Genomic DNA, 19,841 nt, shown 5'->3' on the forward strand with positions numbered 1-19,841 from the left:
GGGCGGCGCGCCGGGCACGGCGTCGTCCGGGACGAGTCTTTCACGAGGGGGTATGACCGGAATCCGCCGCTTGGGTCAGTCCTCCCGCGCAACGCGAAGAGCCTGCGATGGTTCGAGCCGACTGGGGCGCCTTCGTCCGCACCCGTCAGGCCCGGCTACCTGAATTAGATCTCCTTCGCTTCTCGGAACTCGTCAATCACCATGCCGGTCACTTCTTCTCGTTCGGGCGGGGAATGCGGCGCCGTACGTCCTCGACGGTCGACGGACCGGGCTGCCAGGCGGAGACCCAGGGCAGGTCGGCGGGCGGGGTGACCACGCCCTCCTCGACGAAGGCGTACCGGCCGGCGAGGATCCGCTTCGCCGCCGCCGTGTCGACCGAGTCGGTGTTCTCCCACAGTGCCCGGAACAGCCCGGCGATCCGCACCTTCGCCTGCCGGCAGAACAGGTCCGCGAGTTCCACGCCCTCCGGCCGGTTCTCCCGTTCGGCGTTGGCCCGTACGCAGACCGCCGACATGGCGAACAGTTCCGCCCCGATGTCCACGATCCGGCCGAGGAAGCTCTGCTTGTGCTCCAGTTTGCCCTGCCAGCGGGACATCGCCAGGAACGTCGAGCGGGCCAGTTTGCGGGACGACCGCTCGACGTGTCGCAGGTGCCCGGCGAGTAGGCCGTACTCGGCGTACCCGGTGGGGTTCTGGCCGCGTCCGACCGCGAGGGTCGGCAGCCAGCGGGCGTAGAACGCGCCCGCCTTCGCGCCGGCCCGGACCTTCTGGCCGAGTTCGGCGTCCGGGTCGATGATGTCGCCGGCCACCGAGAGGTGGGCGTCGACCGCCTCCCGGGCGATCAGCAGGTGCATGATCTCGGTCGAGCCCTCGAAGATCCGGTTGATCCGCAGGTCGCGGAGGATCTGCTCGACGGCGGCCGGGCGTTCCCCCCGGGCGGTCAGCGAGTCGGCGGTCTCGTAGCCGCGCCCGCCCCGGATCTGCACCAACTCGTCGGCGATCTTCCAGGCCATCTCGCTGGCGTAGAGCTTGACCAGCGCCGCCTCGATCCGGATGTCGTTGCGGTCGTCGTCGGCGAGCAGGCAGCAGAGGTCGAGCATGGTCTCCATGCCGTAGGTGGTGGCGGCGATGAACGACAGTTTGGTGGCCACCGCCTCGTGCCCGCCGACCGGCCGGCCCCACTGCACCCGCTCGGCGGCCCAGCTCCGGGCCACGTTCAGCGACCACTTGCCGGCCCCGACACACATCGCCGGCAGCGAGAGCCGGCCGGTGTTCAGGGTGGTCAGCGCGATCTTCAGGCCGCGCCCCTCGCCGCCGATGACGTTCTCGGCGGGTACGAAGACGTCGGAGAACCGGGTCAGGCTGTTCTCCAGGCCGCGCAGTCCGAGGAATTCGTTGCGCCGTTCGACGGTGATCCCCGGCGAGTCGGCCTCGACGACGAAGGCGGTGATCCCGCCGCGCCGCCCCTCGGACGCGGGCACCCGGGCCATCACCACCAGCAGCGATGCCACGGTGCCGTTGGTGGCCCACAGCTTGACGCCGTCGAGTCGGTAGCCGCTGCCGTCGGCTGTCGGTTCGGCGGTGGTGGCCAGCCGGGCCGGGTCGGAGCCGACGTCCGGCTCGGTGAGCAGGAAGGCCGACACCTCCCCGGCGGCCAGCCGGGGCAGGAAGCGCTGCTTCTGCTCGTCGGTGCCGAAGATCTTGAGCGGCTGCGGCACGCCGATGGACTGGTGTGCCGAGAGCAGCGCGCCGATCGCCGGGCTGGCCGAGCCGGCCAGGGTCAGCGCCCGGCAGTAGTGCAGGTTGGTCAGGCCGAGGCCGCCGTACTTCCGGTCGATCTTCATGCCGAAGGCGCCGAGCCGGCCGAGCCCGGCGAACACCTCGTCCGGGATGCTGGCGTCCCGCTCGATCGCCGCGCCGTCCACCTCGGAGCGTACGTAGCTGTCGAGCCGGTCGAGGAACTCCTCGGCGTGCGCGGCGCGCTCGGGATCGGGCTGCGGCCACGGGTCGATCAGGTCCAGCCGGAGTCGGCCGAGGAAGAGTTCCTTGCCGAAGCTCGGCTTGCCCCACTCGGTCTCCCGGGCCGCCTCGGCGACCTGCCGGGCCTCCCGCTCGGAGACCTGCCCCGCCTCCTTCGGCAGCGGCCCGACTCCGTCCGACCCGCTCACCGCCGGCCCGTTCCGCTCTGTCGTGGTCACGGCAACCCCTCCGATCGAGTACGGCGGTAAGGGGGTGTCCGCGCCGCTTCGCCCGGCTACGGCAGCTACTGGAGCGGTAACCCCCTGAGGTCCTTGCGCAAATACCCCGCCAACGCTACCGGGTTTTGTTACCCGTCGGTAGCGCCAAATATGCGGATCCCGGCAGCCGCGCCCCGCGATACGCTGCCTGGCCATGCTCGCCACACGACTGGACCTCGACCGGATCCGGGCGGCCCGCCGGGTGATCGATCCACTCTTCCTGGACACCGCGCTGTACCAGTGCGACCCGCTCGGACACCAACTCGGCTGCACGGTGAGCATCAAGCTGGAGACCGCGAACCCGGTACGCAGCTTCAAGGCCCGGGGCACCGAACTCGTCGCCAGCCTGTTGACCGGGCAGGGCCGTACGGCCGTGGTCTGCGCCAGCGCCGGCAACCTCGGGCAGGCGCTCGGCTGGTCAGGTCGCCGCCGCGGCCTCGACGTGACGGTGGTGGCGTCCCGCCGGGCACCCGCCGCCAAGCTCGACCGGATCCGCGCGCTCGGTGTCGAGCTGGAACTCGTCGACGGCGACTTCGAGCAGGCCCGCGAACGGGCCGCGGCCGTCGCGCGGGAGCGGGACATCCGGCTGGTCGAGGACAGCCTGGACATCGAGACCTGCGAGGGCGCCGCGACCATCGGACTGGAACTGGCGGACCGGGCCAGGTCGGTCCGGCCCGGCCAGTTCGGCGCGGGTTCCTCCTTCGACGCCGTCCTTGTCGCTCTCGGCGGCGGCGCGATGGCCACCGGCGTCGGGTACGTGCTGAAGACCCTGGCGCCGGAGGTCGAGGTGATCTGCGTACAGCCGCTGGGTGCACCCGCGATGACCCGCTCGTGGCACCAGCGTCGGGTCGTCACCACCGACTCGACCGAGACGATCGCCGACGGTGTCGCCGGCCGGTACCCCATCCCCGCCGTGCTGGACGACCTCCTGGCGGTCGCCGACGACGCGGTCCTGGTCCGGGAGGGGTCGATCGTCGAGGGGATGCGGCTGCTGCTGGAGCACGCCGGCCTGGTCGTCGAACCGTCGGCCGCCCTCGGCATCGCGGCCGTCCTGGAGAATCCCGACCGGTTCGCCGACCGGCACGTGGTGACAGTCATCTGCGGCAGCAACGTCGACCTGTCCGCCTACCACCACTGGGTCCGCCGCTGACCCGCCTCCCTGCCCCGCCCCCCACCTCCGCCCCGGCAGCCCCCGCCCGCTGCTCGCCGCTCGCCGCTCGCCGGACGCCGGACGCCGTAGACGTTTTCGGTGTCGACCTGGACACCAGAGGCGCTACATCGGTGCCGTAACGCCTCTGGTGTCCAGGTGACCACAGAGGACCAGGCAGGGTCGGCCTGCCCGGGCCGGCTGGGTCGGCGCTGGCGTCAGCCGACCGGCTCTGCCGCGCTGCCGGCTCCGACCGGCTCTGCCGCGCCGTTCCAGACCGGCGGGGCGTAGCCGGCCGGCTTGTCCCCGATCCCCAGCCCGGGACTGACGATCCAGGACTGGTATTCCGGCGTGAACATCGAGTACGGCAGCGCCAGCGGAGCCGCGCTGACCTGTTCGAGCCGACGCCGCGCCTCGACCGGGATCTCGAAGTCGAGCGCGGCCAGGTTGCCCGCCAGTTGCTCGGGGCTGCTGGCGCCGATGATCGCCGACCCGACACCCGGACGGCCGGCTACCCAGTTGATCGCCACCTGCGCCATGCTCCGGCCCAGCTCGCCGGCCACCTCCGCGAGTACCTCGATGATCTGCCACTCCCGTTCGGTGATCGGCCGCTGCTGGCCGCCGGACGCGCCGAGCCGACCCTCGCCGGACATCCCGTCGGCGGTCCGCCGGTACTTGCCGGTGAGCAGCCCGCCGCCGATCGGGCTCCACGCGGTGAGCCCCATCCCGAGGGACTGGGCCATCGGCAGGTACTCCGGTTCGATGTCCCGGGCAATCAGCGAGTACGGCAACTGGATGCTGATCATCGGCGTCAGCGAGTGCGCCTCGGCGAGGCTCTGGGCGCGGGCGGCGTACCAGGCGGGGACGTCGGAGAGTCCGGCGTACCGGATCTTGCCGGCGCGTACCAGGTCGTCGAAGGTCCGCACCACCTCCTCGACCGGGGTGATCCGGTCCCAGGTGTGCAGCAGGTAGAGGTCGAGATAATCGGTGTCCAGCCGGCGCAGTGTCGCGTCCAGCGCCCGGACGATGTGTTTGCGGCCGTTGCCGCTGGCGTTCGGGTCGGCCGGGTCGACGCTGTTGGTGAACTTGCTGGCCAGCACGATCCTGTCCCGCAGCCCGGCGGCGGCGATCAGCTTGCCGAGGATGCGCTCGCTCTCCCCGGCCGTGTAGAAGTCCGCGGTGTCGACGAAGTTGCCGCCGGCCTCCAGGTAGCCCCGGAGGATCGGCTCGGCGTCCGCCTCGGCCTTCCCGTACGAGGCGTGGAAGCCGGCGGTGCCGAAGTTCATGGTGCCCAGCGCCAGCCGGCTCACCCGCAGCCCGGACCGGCCGAGCAGGTAGTAGTCGTTCATGTCGGTGTACCTCCCGCCGCCACCCTGCCTCGGAAAAATTGGACCGACAAGTCCAAAAAACCGGAGACCGCCCCGAGTAGAGTGGACCGCCGAGTCCAGAGGAGTTTAGCGAGGATGAACCGGACTTTTACCAGGAAAGGCGCCGAGACCCGGCACCGGATCGTCGAGGGTGCGGCGGCGGAGATCCGGGAACGGGGTGTCGCGGCGACCACCCTGGACGACGTACGGGCCCGGACCGGCACCAGCAAGAGCCAACTCTTCCACTACTTCCCGGACGGCAAGGACGAACTGCTGCTCGCGGTCGCCCGGTACGAGGCCGACCGGGTGATCGCCGACCAACAGCCGCAGCTCGGCGATCTCACCTCCTGGCCCGCCTGGTCGGCCTGGCGGGACCGGGTGGTGGCCCGCTATCTCGGGCAGGGCATGGAGTGCCCGCTCAACGGTCTGGTCGCGCAGCTCGGCCGGACCACTCCCGGCGCGCGGGCCGTGGTCACCGAACTGCTTGGGCGCTGGCAGGCGGAACTCGGCACGGGGATCCGGCACATGCAGCGGATCGGCGAGGTCGACCCGGGGCTCGACGCCGACCAGGCAGCCGCCGCCCTGCTCGCCGGTATCCAGGGCGGGGTACTGGTGATGCTCGCGACCGGCCGGATCGGGCACCTGGAGGCAGCTCTCGACGTCGGCATCGGCAACCTACGGGCTCCTCGGAGCGGGTGACGGGCCTCCGGTCGCGGCTGGCTCAGTGTGCCGGCGTACCGGGTGACGGGACCGCCCGCAGTTCGGTCAACGCGTACCTGGCGGCCTTCTCCACCGCCGCGATCCCCTGCTGCCGCGTCGGATGGTGGTCGGAGAGTACGGCGACCAGCCAGTCCCGGCCCGGCTCTACGATCCGGCCGATGCTGTTCGCCAGCCAGAGTCCGTTGTCGGCGTCCACGGTCGTCCAGCCGTTCTTGACACAGCTGGCGGTGCTGGCCCGCCCGGCGGCGGCGGTGATCCCCCAGTCCTGGGCCTCGTCGACCTGCCCCATCAGGCCGAGCAGGAACGCCCGGCCGTCGGCATCGAGCGGACCGGCCGGGTCGGTGAGCACGGTCAGCAGCCGGAGCTGGTCGGCTGCCGTCGTCGTGGTCAGCCCCCAGCTCGCGGCGGGGGTGGTCTGGCGCAACCCGAGGGTCCGGTTCGCGGCGGTCAGGCCGGCCCGGTGGCCGATCGCGGCGTAGAGGCTGCTCGCCGCCGCGTTGTCGCTGACCACGATCATCGTGCGGGCCCGCCGCCGCTCGTCCGCACTGAGTGTGCGGCCCTGCTCCTGGCGGCGCAGCAGCAGGGCCGCCAGGATGTCCACCTTGACGATGCTGGCCGTCTGGTAGCGCCGGGTGCCGGCGACGACCGCCAGCCCGGTGGCCCGGTCCCGCACCGCCAGGCTGACCCGGCCGCCGACTCCGCGCAGATAGCGGACGATCCGGGTACGCGCCAGCGCCGGATGGTCCGGCGTCGGGCTCGGCGTCGGCCGGGCCGGGGTGGCCGCCGCCCCCGGCCGCGGACCGGCACCCGGCGAACCCGCCGACCAGTACGCCAACCCGGTGCCGGCCGCGCCCGCGCCGAGCAGTGCGGCGGCGGTGGCCGCGAGCAACTCCCGGCGTCTCGGCCCGGACCGACCGGTCGGCCCGGTTCGACCATCGGGCCCGCGTCGGCTAGTCAAGGAGATCCGCCAGCTTCCGCACCACGATGATCGCGGTGTCGGGGTCCACCGGCCCCGGGATGTTCAGCGTGGAGAGCCGGTCGTGCTGGCGTACCGCCACCAGCAGGGTGGACCGGGTCGGTGTGCCGGGAGACTCGATCCGGCCCTGCACCACCAGCCCACCTCCAGGCGGCAGCTCCGTCTCCAGCACCGTGAACGAGACGGTGGCGCCGTACGCGTCGTACCGGGCGCAGGTCCGGACGACCCGGCGTACGTCGTCCAGGGCCCGCACCGCCCACCCCGGCTGGTAGTCCTCGACGACCTGCGTCGCGACCAGCTCGGACGGCTCGTGCCGGAAGCGGCGCTGCACGGCGCCGACCCGGTGCCGCTGGGCCGGATAGTCCTCGTCCCGGTACGCCGGGCAGTCGGCCTGGAGCCACGGCCACGGCGGCGGCTCGGGCGGATGCGCACTCTGCCGCCATCCGGCGCCCAAACCGTCGGGCCGGAGCAGCGCCACGTCGAGGGCTGCCGGCCGCTGCCCCGGGCCGCTCGCGGTCGACCGGGTCCCCTCGGCGGCCGGGGCCCGGGGTGCCGGCTCGGCGGTGCAACCCGCGGCGGCCAGCACCACCGGCAACACCAGCAGGAGGAGAAGTACTGTCCCGGCCGGTAGCGGCCTTACTCGGGCTTCCACGTCCCTTAAAGACGGCGATCGCCCCCGGGACGTTGCATGGTCGGATGGTCGACGGCGGGGGGAACGACGGACGAACAGAACGGCCAGGCCCGCGACGAGCGGCGGCTCCTGGCCGCTCTACTACTACTCGGGTGACAGCGCGCCCGGCCAGGCGAACGGGCTGGGCAAGCAGTCGTTCGGCGGCAAGTTCACGATCATCCTGCGCAACGGCAACCGGGTCGGTTGACCGAACCGGGCCACGGCATCACCGGACGGCCGGCCCACCGGCTTCGGCCTGCCCACCAGGTAGCCCTGGGCGAAGTCCACCCCGAAGTCGCGGAGCAGGTTCATCGTGCCCTCGTCCTCGACGTGCTCGGCCGCGGTCCGGATGCCCAGCGACCCGCACAGCTCGACGATCGACCGCACGATGCGCTGGTTCGCCACCGAGTGCTCGATCCCGGTGACGAACTCGCCGTCCAGCTTCACCAGGTCCACCGGAAAGCAGGTGAGGAACGTGAACGGCACATGCCCCGAACCGAAGTCGTCCAGGGCGAGCTGGCAGCCGAGTTCGCGGATGCCGTGCGCGAAGTTGTGCGCCTCGGTCAGGTTGCCGATCCGGGCCGTCTCGGTGACCTCGAAGGTGAGCTGGCCGGGGTCGACGTCGTACTGCTGGAGCCGGAGCTGCAGCCGCTCCAGCAGGTGCGGGTCGCCGAGCGACCGCCCGGAGAGGTTCACCTGGTAGTGCGAGGTACCCGAGCCCCGGGCGACGAGTTCGATGGTGCGGTCGACCACCCAGCGGTCGATCGGCAGGACCTCGTCCACCCGCTCCGCGTCGCCGAGCAGGGTCGAGGCGGAGTGCGCCCGCCCCGCGTCGTCGAGTACCCGGAGCAGGATCTCCTGCCGGGTGACCTGGTTGAGCCGCAGGTCGAGGATCGGCTGGGTGTAGAGGGTGAAGCGGTTCTCCGCCACCGTCGCCCGGACCCGGTGCCGGCACAGCTCCCGGCGCTCCTCCTCGGCCGCCGGCTGGTCCAGGGCGACCCGGGCCACCCCGGTCGCCCTGGCCCGGCGCCAGGCCGTCTCGGCGTCCACGACCAGGTCGACGCCCCGGCTGCCGTCCCGCCCCTGGTAGCGGACCAGGCCGCCCCAGGCGTCGAGCAGCCGGGTCCGGCCCAGCACGAACGGCTGGGACCGGATGCCGTCGATAATGGACTCGGCGAGCGCGGTGGCCGAACTCGGCGTGGTGCGCGGCATGAGTACCCCGAACTCGTTCGGAGCGGTCAGACCGCAGACGTCGGAGCGCCGGGCGACCCGGCGGACGACCTGGGCGACCGCCACCGCCAGCCGCTCCTGCTCGTCCGGGCCGCCGCCGGGCTCGCCGTCGGCATCGGCGTCGGGGCCGACCGGCTCCACCGCCACCACCAGGAGTACGCCCGGACCGCCCCGCTGGGCGGTGTCGATCTCGTCGGCGAACCGGGCCCGGTGGAAGAGCCCGGTGACCGGGTCCCGGCCGGCCAGCTCCGGATGCACGGTCTCGCGGCGCCGGGCCAGCCGCGTCTGCTCCTGGCGGGCGAGTTCGACCTCGGTGACGTCCCGGGCGGTGCCGACGATGCCGTGCGGCCGGTCCTCCGGGTCGACCACGTACTCCAGGTGGCAGTGCACGTACCGGGTGACCCGGTCCGGACGGATCACCCGGCAGGTCGCCTCCCGGACCGTCCGGTCCCGCCACACCGACTCGACCGCCGCGCGCACCCCGTCGACGTCGTCGGGGTGGACCAGCCGGGCCAGCGTGGCGAGCGTGTGCCGCACGGTGCCCGGCGGATAGCCGAGGATCAGGGCCATCTCGTCCGACCAGGTCAACTCTCCGCTGGCCCGGACCCAGGTCACGGTGCCGTGCTTGGCCAACTGGGCCGCCCGGACGATCCGGGCCGCCTCGTCGGTGCCGGCGGTCAACGGGTCGCGTACCTCGACGTCGCCGGTCAGGTCGCGGCCCTCGGAGGTTGCCCGCTGGTACTCCTGTCGCACCCGGCGGGTGGCCCGCCGGGCGCGGGCCCGTTCCAGCTCGCTGAGCGTGCGGTCCGACGCCAGCGCGAGGACGTCGTCCAGGTTCATCCCCGGTCCCTCCCGGCCGGCGTCTCGAAGCCCGCCTGCTGGGCGAGTTCCCGCAACCGGCGCCGGGCCTCCTGCCGGTACGCCCGCACCGTGTTGTGCGCGATGCCGAGGATGGCCGCGATCTCGTGGTCCTGCCAGCCGTCCAGGGTCAACACGAAGACCTCGGCCTGTCTCGGCGGCAACTGGCGCAGCCAGCCGCGCAGCAGTTCCCGGGCCTCCGCCGGGTCGGCCGGTTCGGCCAGCCGCTCCGGTGGCACCTCCGCCAGGCTGACCGTCGGCTCCGGCCCGTGACGCCGCTGCAACACCAGCAGCTTGTACCGGGCGGTCTTGTACAGCCAGGCCAGTGGCTTCTCGTAGTCGCGGATCTGTTCCCACTTGTCCCGGGCGGTGGCGAACGCCTCCTGTACGGCGTCCTCCACCAGCCCTCGGTCCGCACAGCGGGCCAGCAGGAACCGCTCGACCAGCACGAAGTTGCACTGGCAGAACACCTCGAAGCTGGTCGCCGACTCGGCCTGGCCCCGGTCCCCCAACCGGGCGGCCGACTCGGCCCGCACCACCGCGTTGTCGCCGCTTCTCATGCCGCCCCGCCCTCGTCTGTTCGACGCAGCGGGCCGTGGGCCGGCAGGCCCACCCCTCCGATCAGGCCCACCAGCACCGCCGCCGGACCACCGGTCGACAGTCCCCCCAGAACCTCGCTCATCCTCGCCTCTCGCGGTCCGTAGTTGTCGTTCCGCGTATAACTCTCCGTCAAGGGTCCCGGTGTGCGGGGCGACCCGCCCAGGCGAAGATAGCGATGATCAATAAAGTGGCGACTGGCTGCGGTATTTCCTCCATTCGGCCACAGTAGACAAGCCGATCAGGCCAACCGATCTACTGTCCAGTATGGATTGCGGAAAGTGACGGAACGCGCGGCTCGGTTCACTCGACGGCGTCCGGGCGGGCGGTGGTCGGCTCGGTGTCGTCGTCCTCGTCCGGCTCGCCCCAGTTGCGGCGCATGAACGGCAGCGCGGCCCAGAAGGTCAGGAACCAGAGCCCGGTCAGCCCGCTGAGTACGAACGCCACCGGCCGGGGCAGCAGGAAGTCGGTGATCAGCAGCACCGAGCTGACCATGGCGATCAGCATGAAGGCCAGGCCGCCGGTCGCCATGGCGTGCGCGAACCGGACGAGTTCCGGCTTGCGCCCCTGCCGGAAGAGCGCCCGGTGGAAGGCGACCGGCGAGATGATCAACGCGGTGGCCGCAGCCGCCGCCAGCAGCGCGACGATGTAGATGTCCTGCTGGAAGGTGCTGGTTTCCGGGAAGCCGGCACTGAACGGCAGGGTGAGCAGGAAGGCGAACAGGATCTGCACCCCGGTCTGCGCGACCCGCAGTTCCTGCAACAGGTCGGCGAAATTGCGCTGCCAACGCTGCTTCTCCGTCTCCACGCTCACCTGGCGCCTCCCGCCTCGAAGTTGGCAGCAGTGATGCCCGAACGGAGCAGACGCGAAACGCACGCACGTTCGGCCGGCGGGGCGTGCGGGACCGCCGGCCTTTCCGGTGCTGCTGTCGGACTCAGGAACCCCGGCGGATCCGGCCGGCGTACCGGGCCTCCAGGCTGTTGTTGTGGTCGTCGCTGTCCGGAATGTTGGCCGAGAGGTAGACCGGGGCGGTTTCGCCCGCCTCGACCAGCCGGCGGACCACCTCCACCACGACTTGCTGGGCGAGCAGCGCGGCGGTGATCGACGACACCGCGCCGACCGCGCCACCGCCGGGCAGCGGCAGGGCCGCGTCGCCGTACGGGGCGCCGTTGTCCAGCACCACGTCGGCGAGGTCGCCCAGCTTGCGCCCGGACGGATGCCGGGACGCCACCCGGGCCGAGTGCTGCCCAGAGTTGATCGCGATCAGCCCGTGCCCGTGCTCCTTGACCAGCGACGCGAACTCGACGATCGTGCCGTTCACCCCGGAGTTCGAGGCGATCACGAAGACGTCCCGGGGGTCGACCGGAGTCAGCTCGTAGAGCCGGTGGGCCACCGTCGGATCCCGCTCCAGGGTCGGCCCGAGGATGTCGACCGGCTCGCCACCGCGCAACACCAGGTCCCGCAGGGCGATCCGATTCGTCGGAACCAGTCCGCCGGCCCTACCGGCGATCTCCATCGCCAGCGCCTCCGAGTGGCCGGTGCCGAACGCCTGCACCACTCCCCCGGCCCGCAACGCGGCGGTGACCAGGTCGGCTGCCCGGCGTACGCCGTCCCGGGAATCGGCCGCCACCCGCCCGATCGTCTCGCTGACCACGTCGAGATAGCCCTCGGGGCTGAGTGTCACGGTCACGGATCCCTTCGAGACGACGATCTGGGCCATCCACCCTATCCCGTGCCGTGCCAGGCCCACCCCGTCCGGTGCCGTGGTGGGCGCGGCCACATCCACCGCCGCCCGCTGTCGGCGTACCGGTATCCGGTGTACCGTCTGCGCAACAACAGCACATCCGACAGGGGAGCGCACAGCGCTGAGAGTGCGGGTGAACCCACCCGCAGACCCTCGAACCTGATCTGGGTAATGCCAGCGCAGGGAGTTCGGTCGAGTCTCCAGCCGCGCCGCAGTCCGGGCCGTCCCGGGTTGCGGCGTGCGTCCTGCCGGTTCGTCGAACCACCGTCTCGACGAACGCGACGACTGGGAGGCCACGCAATGAAGCAGTCCACCGACACCACCAGATGGCGCACCGTCGACATCGTCGTCGCCTCGGTCATCGCGGTCGCGTTCGGCGTCGTCTTCTGGGCCTGGAACGTGGTCTGGAGCGCCACCGAGGGCGCCTTCACCTTCTTCCCGCCGGCCCAGGCGGTCATCTACGGCATCTGGCTGGTGCCGGGCGTACTCGGCGGCCTGGTGATCCGGAAACCGGGCGCGGCGTTCTACTGCGAGTTCCTCGCCGCCGTCGTCTCGGTGCTGCTGGGCAGCCAGTGGGGCACCGTCGCGATCCTCCAGGGGGCCGCCCAGGGCGTCGGCGCCGAGCTGGCGTTCGCGGCGCTGCGTTACCGCTCGTTCCGGCTGCCGGTGGCGGTCGGCTCCGGCCTGCTGGCCGGACTCGCCGCCGCGATCTTCGACCAGTTCCGCTACTACTCCGAGTACGACTTCGCCGCGTTCCGGGTACCCGTCTTCGTGATCACCGTGCTCAGCGCGGCGGTGCTGGCCGGCGCCGGCGGCTGGCTGCTCACCCGGGCACTGGCCCGGACCGGTGTGCTGGACCGGTTCCCGGCCGGCCGCGAACGTACCCTCGTCTGACCGGCGCGGTGCCGTCGTGAGCGAGGTACGGCTGCGCGGCTTCGGCTGGCGGCACGCCGGCCGCCGGGCCTGGGCGGTCCGCGACCTCGACCTGCGGATCGGGCACGGCGAGCGGGTACTCCTGCTCGGCGCCTCCGGGGCCGGCAAGAGCACCCTGCTGGCGGCGCTGGCCGGGCTGCTCGCCGAGGACTCCGGCGAGCAGGAGGGCACCGTCGAGATCGACGGACTCGACCCGCGCAAGGCCCGGGAGCGGGTCGGCATCGTCTTCCAGGACCCGCAGACCCAGCTCGTGATGGCCCGGGCCGGCGACGACGTGGCGTTCGGCCTGGAGAACCGGGGCGTACCGGCGGCGGAGATCTGGCCCCGGGTCACCGAGGCGCTGGACCGGGTCGGCTTCCCGTACGGGCCCGACCGGTCCACCGCCGCGCTCTCCGGCGGGGAACAGCAGCGGCTCGCCCTGGCCGGCGTACTCGCCCTCCGGCCCGGCCTGCTGCTGCTCGACGAGCCGACCGCGAACCTGGACCCGGCCGGCGCCGCGCTGGTCCGGGACGCCGTCCGGGCGGCTGTCGACGACGACACCACGCTGATCCTGGTCGAGCACCGGGTGGCGGAGTCGCTGCCGCTCGTCGACCGGGTGGTGGTGCTCGAACCGGGCGGCGGGACACTGGCCGACGGCCCTGCCGAGCAGGTCTTCGCGGCGCACGGCGAAGCACTGGCCGCCGCCGGGGTCTGGGTGCCGGGCCCGCCGCCGGCACCGCGCCGGGCGACCGCCAGCCCCGGAGACCTGCTGCTCACCGCCGACCGGCTCGGCCTGCCACCCCGGCTGGTCGACACCGACCTGCGGGTACGCGCCGGCGAGGCGCTCGCGGTGCTCGGCCGCAACGGTGCCGGCAAGTCGACCCTGGCCCTGCTGCTCGGCGGGCTGCTCCGGCCCGGCGGCGGCCGGCTGTCGGCCACCCCGGAACTCGCCGGTCGGCACGCCGGCAGCGCACCACACCGGTGGCGGGCGCCGGTGCTGGCCGCCCGGATCGGCTCGGTCTTCCAGGACCCGGAGCACCAGTTCGTCAGCGGCACCGTCTTCGCCGAGCTGGCGCTCGGGCCGCGCCGGACCGGCCGGCCGGAGGCGGAGGTCCGGTCGGTGGTGGACGAGCTGCTGGTCCGGCTCCGGCTGGACCGGCTGGCCGAGGCCAACCCGTACACCCTCTCCGGCGGTCAGGCGCGGCGGCTGAGCGTGGCGACCGCGCTGGCCACCGCGCCCCGGCTGCTGGTGCTGGACGAGCCGACGTTCGGCCAGGACCGGCGTACCTGGCTCGAACTTGTCGACCTGCTCGCCGGGCTGCGCGACAGTGGGCACGGCGTGGTCGCGGTCACCCACGACGCCGACTTCGTCGCCGCGCTGGCCGACCGGACCGTCCGGCTCGATCCGCCGGCCGGCACCGCCGCGGTGGGGCGGGTCGGGTGATCCCGCACCAGCCGATCGCCGCCCCCGACGCACCGCTGGCCCGGCGCAACCCGGTGGCCAAGGTCGCCGCCGCGCTGGTCTTGTCCGTCGCGCTGATCGCCACGGTCGACCCGGTGACCCCGGCGGTGGCGATCGGGTTCCAACTCGCCGTCGTGCCGCTCTTCGGGGTCCGGTATTCGGCACTGGCCCGGCGGGCCTGGCCGCTGCTGCTCAGCGCGCTCGGCATCTTCGGCACCCTGCTGCTCTTCGCCGCCGAACGGACCGGCACCCTGCTCTGGCAGGCCGGGCCGGTCGAGGTCACCACCGGGGTACTCGGCACCGCGCTGGGCATGGCACTGCGGGTGGTCGCGGTGGCACTGCCCGGCGTACTGGTCTTCGCCACCACCGACCCGACCGACCTCGCCGACGCGCTGGTCCAGAACGTCAAGGCGCCGCCCCGGTTCGCGATCGGGGCACTCGCCGCGTTCCGGCTGGTGCCGTTGCTGGCCGTGGAGTGGCAGATGGTGAGCCTGGCCCGGCGGGCCCGGGGCATCGAGGCCGGACGGAACCCGCTGGCCAGGTTGCGGCTGTTCGGCTCGACCGCGTTCACCCTGCTGGTCGGGGCGATCCGCCGGGGCACCCGGTTGGCCGCCGCGATGGACGCCCGTGGCTTCGACTCGGGAGTGCCGCGTACCGCCGCCCGCCGGCAGCGGTTCGGCGCGGCGGACGCCGCCCTGATCGCCGGTGCGGTACTGCTGGCCGGTGCGGCGCTCGGGCTCAGCGTGGCACTCGGCACCTTCCGGCCGCTGCTGCGCTGACCCCGCGCACCCCGGCGACGTGCGCCGTCCGGCGGGATGCTCAGTCCGGCGTACTGATCCGGATGTCCCGGAAGACGACCTCGTACGGCCCTCCGGAGCCGTTGTCCGACCCGACCGGGAAGATCCCGAGCACCACCCGCCCGTCGACCGGCTGGGCGTCCCGCGCCTCGCCGATGCGCTGCCCGTCGCGATAGAACCGCAGCTCCTCGCCGTGCGCGACGATGCCGACCCGGACCGGGGTGCTCGCGGTCAACTTCTGTGCCGGGTCGAACCGGAAGCTGCCGGCCGGGGTCATCGCGCTCGTACTGTCCACACCGTGTGCCACCAGGTAGTAGCCGTCCCGGCAGATCCGCAGCGCGTGCCCGCCGGTGCGGTCGGTGAACCGGAACCAGACGGCGGCGCAACCCTCCGGCTCGACGAGCGTCACCTCGACCTCCACCTGCACGTCCGGCCAGGTGTCCTGTGGCCCCGGGCACCGGTACGGCCCCACGCCGCGCTTCGTCACCACCAGCCCGTCGTCGAACCCGCAGCTCACCTCGTGCTTCTCGTCCGTCCTCGGCTGCCATCCCCGGCGGCTGGTGAGCGGGTCGCTGACCACCACGGTGCCGGACCAGGGCGGCCCGTCCGAGGCTCCGGTGGCGGTCGGGGTGCCCGGCGCCGGCCCGCTGGTCGCCGTGGCCGGGCCGGCACCGGCAGGCGTGCCGGGCGGTGTGCCGGGTGAGGTCGTCGGCGAGGTGGCCGAGGATGCCCGGTAGGGCAGGAACCCGCTGGCGTAGCCCACTCCGACGGAGGTGCCGAGCAGCACGACGAGCCCCACCGCGAGGACGGCGATCCAGCCCCGGCGCCCCGCCCGACCACGCCCCGCCGGGTCACGCCCCGGCGGCGCCGCGGCTTCCATCGGGACAGCCGGTCCCGCCAGGGCACCCGGTCCCGCCAGGGCACCGGCCGGTCCGGCCGGGGTGGCAGCCGTCGTTCCGGCCACCGGCACCGCCGGGCCGGCCTGCCGGGCGGCGGCCCGCACCTCGGGACCGCCCTGCCGGGTGGTCGCCTCGCTCAGGTCCCCGACCGGATCCGGACCCGACTCGGCGGCCAACGCCGTCTCGGCCAGTGGCCGCTGGTCGGTCACCGCCTGCGCCTGCTCGACCGCGACCCGCAGCTCGGGTTGGCCGGCGAGCGCCGACGCCACCGCGCCCAGCCGGCCCGGCCCACCGTCCAGCAACCGGTCCAGCAGCTCGCGCGCCGACGGACGCTGCGCCGGGTCCTTGGCCAACGCCTGCTCGACCAGGTCCCGCAGCGGACCGGTCAGGCCGTCGAGGTCGGGCTCCTGGGTCAGGATCCGCACCGCGGTCGCCGCCGGGGTCTCGGCGGCGAACGGGGTACGTCCGGTGCCGGCGTAGGCCACCACGGCGCCCCAGGCGAAGACGTCCGCCGCCGGGGTGAGTAAGCCGGTGGTCGCCGGCTCGAAGCGCTCCGGCGCCATGTACGCGACGGTGCCGATCACCTGGTCCGTCCGGGTTCCGGCACCGGTGCCGGCGACCGCGCGGGCGATCCCGAAGTCGATCACCTTCGGGCTGCCGGGCGGCAGCAGCACGTTGCTCGGCTTGAGGTCGCGGTGGATCACCCCGGCGCCGTGGATCGCGGTCAGCGCGGTCGCCATCCCGACCGCCAGCCCGTGCAGGTTGCCCGGAGTCAGTGGCCCGCGTTCGGTGACCACGGTGGCCAGGCTGGGTCCGTCGACGTACTCGGCGACCAGGTAGGGCGGGTCGTGGTCCGGGTCGGCGTCGAGCACCTCCGCGGTGCAGAACGGCGGCACCTGCCGGGCCCGTTTCACCTCGCCCCGGAACCGCCGCCGGAACTCCGCGTCGTGCGCCAGGTCGTACCGGATCATCTTGACCGCGACCAGCCGCCCGGTGCCGGCGGCGCGGGCCAGGTAGACGGTGCCCATGCCGCCCTCGCCGAGCCGGCCCAGCAGCTCCCACTCGCCGAGCCGCGACGGGTCGGTCGACCGGAGTGGCCGTGTGCCGGCGATCTCGCCCGTCATCCCGACTTGCCCCCACTGCTACCCAGTCCCACCACCCCGTGCCCGGAGGTCGGGTAAGTATCACACCCGACCGCCTCGACGGACGATCCGAGGGCGTCCACGGTGGGCGGACCGAGCTGCCGTACCCAGTCCTGCGGCTCTTCCCGAGCCTCGGCCCGGGGAACCCGGACGACGAGGTGCGCCGGGCCCTGCACGGCGACCACCAGCGACGACGTCCCGGCCCGCTCCCGCACGCCGGGGCCGCTACCGGCGTCGACGCCGCTGCCGCTGCCAGGGTCCGAGCCGAGGTCGGTGTCACCGCCCGCGCCGCTGCCGAGGCCGCAGCCGAGGCCGGCGACCTGGCCGGGGCCGGTGTCGGCGTCGGTGTCGGGGCCGGGGTCGGTGTCGGTGTCGGGGCCGGTGTCCAGCCGTACCCGCATTCCGGATGCGGTCAGGGCCCGGACCGCCGCTTCGATCCGGCGGCCGGGGCGGGCGCCGGCCGCCACCCGCAGCTCGGCGTCCCGGGCGGCGGCGAGCTGCGCGCCGATCCGGAGCACCGCCTCGCCGCCCGACCGGGGAAGCCGGACCAGCACCGACCGCCAACCCTCCGGCGGCGGGGCGGCGACCCTGATCCAGGTCGTCGGCGGGCCGTCCGGCGGCGGCTCGTCCGCCGCCACGACCAGGGCCGGGCGGACCGCGTCACACTCGATCGCCAGGTCGGCCACCGGGTCCGCCGTGTAGCGGGCGAAAACCGGCGCAGCCAGCCCGCCGGAGCGGATCGGCTCGGCCAGCCGGGCCAGCTCCCGCAACGCCGTGGTCATCCCGACGAGTTCGCCGGCAAGACCGCTGCCGACCTCGATCGCCGAGACCGGGTACGGCAGCAGCCGGCTCAGCACCACCTCGGCCGGCCGGCGGGCGCCGACCAGGTCGGTCGCCAGCGCGGTCAGCTCGACGGCCGACACGCCCGCGGCCACCGCCCCCGTCGCACCGACAGTCATCGCCTCCGCCCCGCTCTTTCCCGCTTCCGGGGACGGCGTCGTCACGACGAGGATCCGGTACGCCCCGTCGTCGGCCAGCGCGGCCCGCTCGGCCTCGGCGAGGTCGCGGCGTACCAGCCGGGCCGGATAGACCAGCGCCAGCAGCGGGCCGGTCATCACCGTGGTGACCAGCGCCATCACCACCATCAGCGAGAAGAGTTCGCCGCTCAGGATGCCCAGCTGCAACCCGATGCTGAGGATCACGATCTCGGTGAGCCCCCTGGTGTTCATCAGGCTGGCCAGCGCACCCGCCGGCCGGGGCGCGACACCCTGGAGCCGGGCTCCGGCGTACGCGCCGCCGAACTTGCCGGCGACCGCCACCAGCAGGATCAGCGCCAGTTCCAGCAGCCCGGCGCCGCCCACCGTGGACAGGTCGACCTCGAGACCGGCGATGACGAAGAAGACCGGCACCAGCAGCAGGACCGCGACCTGTTCCAGCCGCTCGAAGATCTCGTACCGGAGGGCCTCGCCGCCGGCCCGGGGCATCACCGCACCGAAGACGAACGCGCCGAAGATTGCGTGCAGGCCGAGCCACTCGGTGGCGAAGCAGGAGAGCAGCAGTCCGATCAGGACGATCCCGAGCAGGTTGGGGGTGAGCCGGCCGGCCCGGTCCCGGGCGGCGGTCAGCCGGCGCAGCAGCGGGCGTACCCAGAGGAACATCACCAGCAGGTAGGGCAGCGCCAACAGCAGTTGCCAGGGCGGCGTACCGCCCGCGGTGCCGAGCACCACCACGCCGGCCAGCAGCGTCCAGGCGACCACGTCGTCCACGGCCGCGCTCGCCAGGGCCAGCGCGCCGACCCCGGTACGGACCATCCCCCGGTCGGCCAGGATCCGGGCGAGTACCGGGAACGCGGTGACCGCCATCGCGGCGCCGATGAAGAGCGCGAACGGCGTGACCCGTTCGACGTCGTGCCGGGGCGCCAGCCAGAGCGCCAGCCCGACACCGGCACCGAGCGGCAGGACGATGGAGCCGAGCGAGACCGAGACGGCCGCCCGGACCCGTCCCCGCACCAGCGCCTGGTCCAGTTCGTAGCCGATGATGAACATGAACAGCGCCAGGCCGACGTTGGCCAGCCCGGCGAGCGCGGGCCGGATCTCGGCCGGGAAGAGCAGCTCGGCCGGTCCCGGACCGAACAGCGACGGGCCGAGCAGGACGCCGGCCGCGATCTCGCCGACCACCGGCGGCTGCCCGAGGCGCCTGGCCACCGCACCCAAGCCACGGGCCGCCGCGATGATCACCGCGAGGGCGAGCAGCAGTTGCCCGACCGCGTGCGGGGTCATCCGGCGGCCTCGGCGAGCCGGTCCAGCCGGGCCGCCACCGTCGCGGCGTCCGGTCGCCGGTCCGGCGGGGCGAGGCAGTCGGTCACCAGGTCGCGCACCTCGGGCGGCAGCGCGGGGCTCGGCCGGGGTGGGGTGGAAAGGACCGTCCGCAGCGCCAGCAGCCCGTCGCCGGCGCGCAGCCCCGGATAGAGTGCGTCCCCGGCGACCAGCCGGTGCAGGGTCACGCCCAGCGACCAGACGTCGGCGGCGGGACTCGACGCCTCGCCGAGCAGCACCGCCGGGTCGACGAACTCCACCGAGTCCACCGGCCCCATGCCGGTCACCGTGACGCCCTCGGTGAAGACCTGCGCCAGGCCGAGATCCGACAGTTTCCCGCCACCGGGGCGCAGCAGTACGTTCCCGGGCTTGATGTCCCGGTGCACGATCCCGGCGGCGTGCAGGTTGGCGGCGGCCCGCGCGGCGTCGGCGAGCGCCCGCAGCCCGGCCGCCGGGGTCGGCGGGTCGGCGGGCGCGGCCAGCGAGCCGTCCGGCAGGTACTCCATGGCGTAGTAGAAGAGCCCGTCGTGCTGGCCCGCGTCGTAGGGTGCGACGACGTACGGCGAGCGGACGGCGGCGAACGCGGCCAGTTCCCGGGTCGCCCGCCGGAACGCCGCGTCGACCGACTCGGCGAAGAGCACCTTCACCGCGACCGTCTCGGCGGCCACCGGCAGTCGGGACGGACGTTCGGCCAGGTAGAAGTGTCCGTGGTTGCCCGAGCCGAGCGGCCTGACGAACCGGTAGTCGGCGATCCCCCGCATGCTCCGTG

The 19,841-nt window shown here is 73.4% G+C and carries 17 protein-coding genes and 1 riboswitch; of the genes, 5 read left to right on the top strand and 12 right to left on the bottom strand.

Features of this window, described 5'->3' with window-relative positions; all coding sequences use genetic code 11:
• Positions 1-208 precede the first annotated feature (208 nt).
• The gene (locus tag O7626_RS25355) at positions 209-2,167 is read right to left on the bottom strand and encodes an acyl-CoA dehydrogenase family protein (protein ID WP_278066310.1); all 1,959 of its coding nucleotides are present in this window, start codon (positions 2,165-2,167) and stop codon (positions 209-211) included.
• A gap of 223 nt (positions 2,168-2,390) precedes the next feature.
• Between O7626_RS25355 and O7626_RS25360 the strand changes: the two genes are divergently transcribed.
• Complete coding sequence (locus tag O7626_RS25360) at positions 2,391-3,386, top strand: pyridoxal-phosphate dependent enzyme (RefSeq protein ID WP_278063600.1); 996 nt, start codon at positions 2,391-2,393, stop codon at positions 3,384-3,386.
• Positions 3,387-3,601: 215 nt separating this feature from the next.
• Here the strand turns inward: O7626_RS25360 and O7626_RS25365 are convergent, their stop codons facing one another.
• Positions 3,602-4,732: an aldo/keto reductase gene (locus O7626_RS25365; RefSeq protein WP_278063601.1), complete on the bottom strand. Its 1,131-nt coding sequence runs from the start codon at positions 4,730-4,732 to the stop codon at positions 3,602-3,604.
• 114 nt (positions 4,733-4,846) lie between these two features.
• On the opposite strand from O7626_RS25365, the gene O7626_RS25370 reads away from it, so the two are divergent.
• Positions 4,847-5,449, top strand: a complete 603-nt coding sequence (locus tag O7626_RS25370) for a TetR/AcrR family transcriptional regulator (RefSeq protein ID WP_278063602.1) — start codon at positions 4,847-4,849, stop codon at positions 5,447-5,449.
• Positions 5,450-5,471: 22 nt separating this feature from the next.
• Here O7626_RS25370 and O7626_RS25375 read toward each other — a convergent pair whose 3' ends face one another.
• The 7 genes from O7626_RS25375 to O7626_RS25405 all read right to left on the bottom strand — a co-directional run bounded on the left by O7626_RS25375 (position 5,472) and on the right by O7626_RS25405 (position 11,485).
• Positions 5,472-6,359 (bottom strand): serine hydrolase, encoded by an 888-nt coding sequence (locus O7626_RS25375; protein WP_278063603.1) that lies wholly within the window; start codon positions 6,357-6,359, stop codon positions 5,472-5,474.
• Between the two features lie 61 nt (positions 6,360-6,420).
• On the bottom strand, positions 6,421-7,044 hold the full coding sequence (locus tag O7626_RS25380) for a hypothetical protein (RefSeq protein ID WP_278063604.1): 624 nt from the start codon (positions 7,042-7,044) through the stop codon (positions 6,421-6,423).
• A gap of 177 nt (positions 7,045-7,221) precedes the next feature.
• Complete coding sequence (locus O7626_RS25385; protein ID WP_278063605.1) at positions 7,222-9,186, bottom strand: EAL domain-containing protein; 1,965 nt, start codon at positions 9,184-9,186, stop codon at positions 7,222-7,224.
• Positions 9,183-9,764 (bottom strand): sigma-70 family RNA polymerase sigma factor, encoded by a 582-nt coding sequence (locus O7626_RS25390; RefSeq protein WP_278063606.1) that lies wholly within the window; start codon positions 9,762-9,764, stop codon positions 9,183-9,185. Before O7626_RS25390 ends, O7626_RS25385 begins: the two co-directional genes overlap by 4 nt.
• Entirely contained in the window at positions 9,761-9,886 is a 126-nt protein-coding gene (locus O7626_RS25395; RefSeq protein ID WP_278063607.1) for a hypothetical protein, read from the bottom strand. The genes O7626_RS25390 and O7626_RS25395 overlap by 4 nt, the downstream gene beginning before the upstream one ends.
• A gap of 218 nt (positions 9,887-10,104) precedes the next feature.
• Positions 10,105-10,614 (bottom strand): DUF6328 family protein, encoded by a 510-nt coding sequence (locus tag O7626_RS25400; protein ID WP_278063608.1) that lies wholly within the window; start codon positions 10,612-10,614, stop codon positions 10,105-10,107.
• Between the two features lie 121 nt (positions 10,615-10,735).
• Complete coding sequence (locus O7626_RS25405) at positions 10,736-11,485, bottom strand: SIS domain-containing protein (RefSeq protein ID WP_278063609.1); 750 nt, start codon at positions 11,483-11,485, stop codon at positions 10,736-10,738.
• Positions 11,486-11,640: 155 nt separating this feature from the next.
• Positions 11,641-11,749, top strand: a riboswitch (TPP riboswitch).
• Positions 11,750-11,845: 96 nt separating this feature from the next.
• On the opposite strand from O7626_RS25405, the gene O7626_RS25410 reads away from it, so the two are divergent.
• From O7626_RS25410 to O7626_RS25420, 3 genes are read left to right on the top strand one after another with little or no spacing between them, the layout of a single operon-like run.
• Entirely contained in the window at positions 11,846-12,439 is a 594-nt protein-coding gene (locus O7626_RS25410) for an ECF transporter S component (RefSeq protein WP_278063610.1), read from the top strand.
• Positions 12,440-12,455: 16 nt separating this feature from the next.
• Positions 12,456-13,901 (top strand): ABC transporter ATP-binding protein, encoded by a 1,446-nt coding sequence (locus tag O7626_RS25415; protein WP_278063611.1) that lies wholly within the window; start codon positions 12,456-12,458, stop codon positions 13,899-13,901.
• On the top strand, positions 13,898-14,698 hold the full coding sequence (locus O7626_RS25420; RefSeq protein ID WP_278063612.1) for an energy-coupling factor transporter transmembrane component T: 801 nt from the start codon (positions 13,898-13,900) through the stop codon (positions 14,696-14,698). Before O7626_RS25415 ends, O7626_RS25420 begins: the two co-directional genes overlap by 4 nt.
• A gap of 40 nt (positions 14,699-14,738) precedes the next feature.
• Here the strand turns inward: O7626_RS25420 and O7626_RS25425 are convergent, their stop codons facing one another.
• From O7626_RS25425 to O7626_RS25435, 3 genes are read right to left on the bottom strand one after another with little or no spacing between them, the layout of a single operon-like run.
• The gene (locus O7626_RS25425) at positions 14,739-16,739 is read right to left on the bottom strand and encodes a serine/threonine-protein kinase (RefSeq protein ID WP_278063613.1); all 2,001 of its coding nucleotides are present in this window, start codon (positions 16,737-16,739) and stop codon (positions 14,739-14,741) included.
• Positions 16,736-19,036 carry a cation:proton antiporter gene (locus O7626_RS25430; protein WP_278063614.1) on the bottom strand — a complete coding sequence of 767 codons (2,301 nt, stop codon included), beginning with the start codon at positions 19,034-19,036 and terminating at the stop codon, positions 16,736-16,738. Before O7626_RS25430 ends, O7626_RS25425 begins: the two co-directional genes overlap by 4 nt.
• Positions 19,033-19,833, bottom strand: a complete 801-nt coding sequence (locus O7626_RS25435) for a protein kinase (RefSeq protein WP_278063615.1) — start codon at positions 19,831-19,833, stop codon at positions 19,033-19,035. The genes O7626_RS25430 and O7626_RS25435 overlap by 4 nt, the downstream gene beginning before the upstream one ends.
• Positions 19,834-19,841: the final 8 nt, after the last annotated feature.

It is taken from the genome of Micromonospora sp. WMMD1102, from assembly GCF_029626265.1.
Classification (GTDB): Bacteria; Actinomycetota; Actinomycetes; order Mycobacteriales; family Micromonosporaceae; genus Plantactinospora.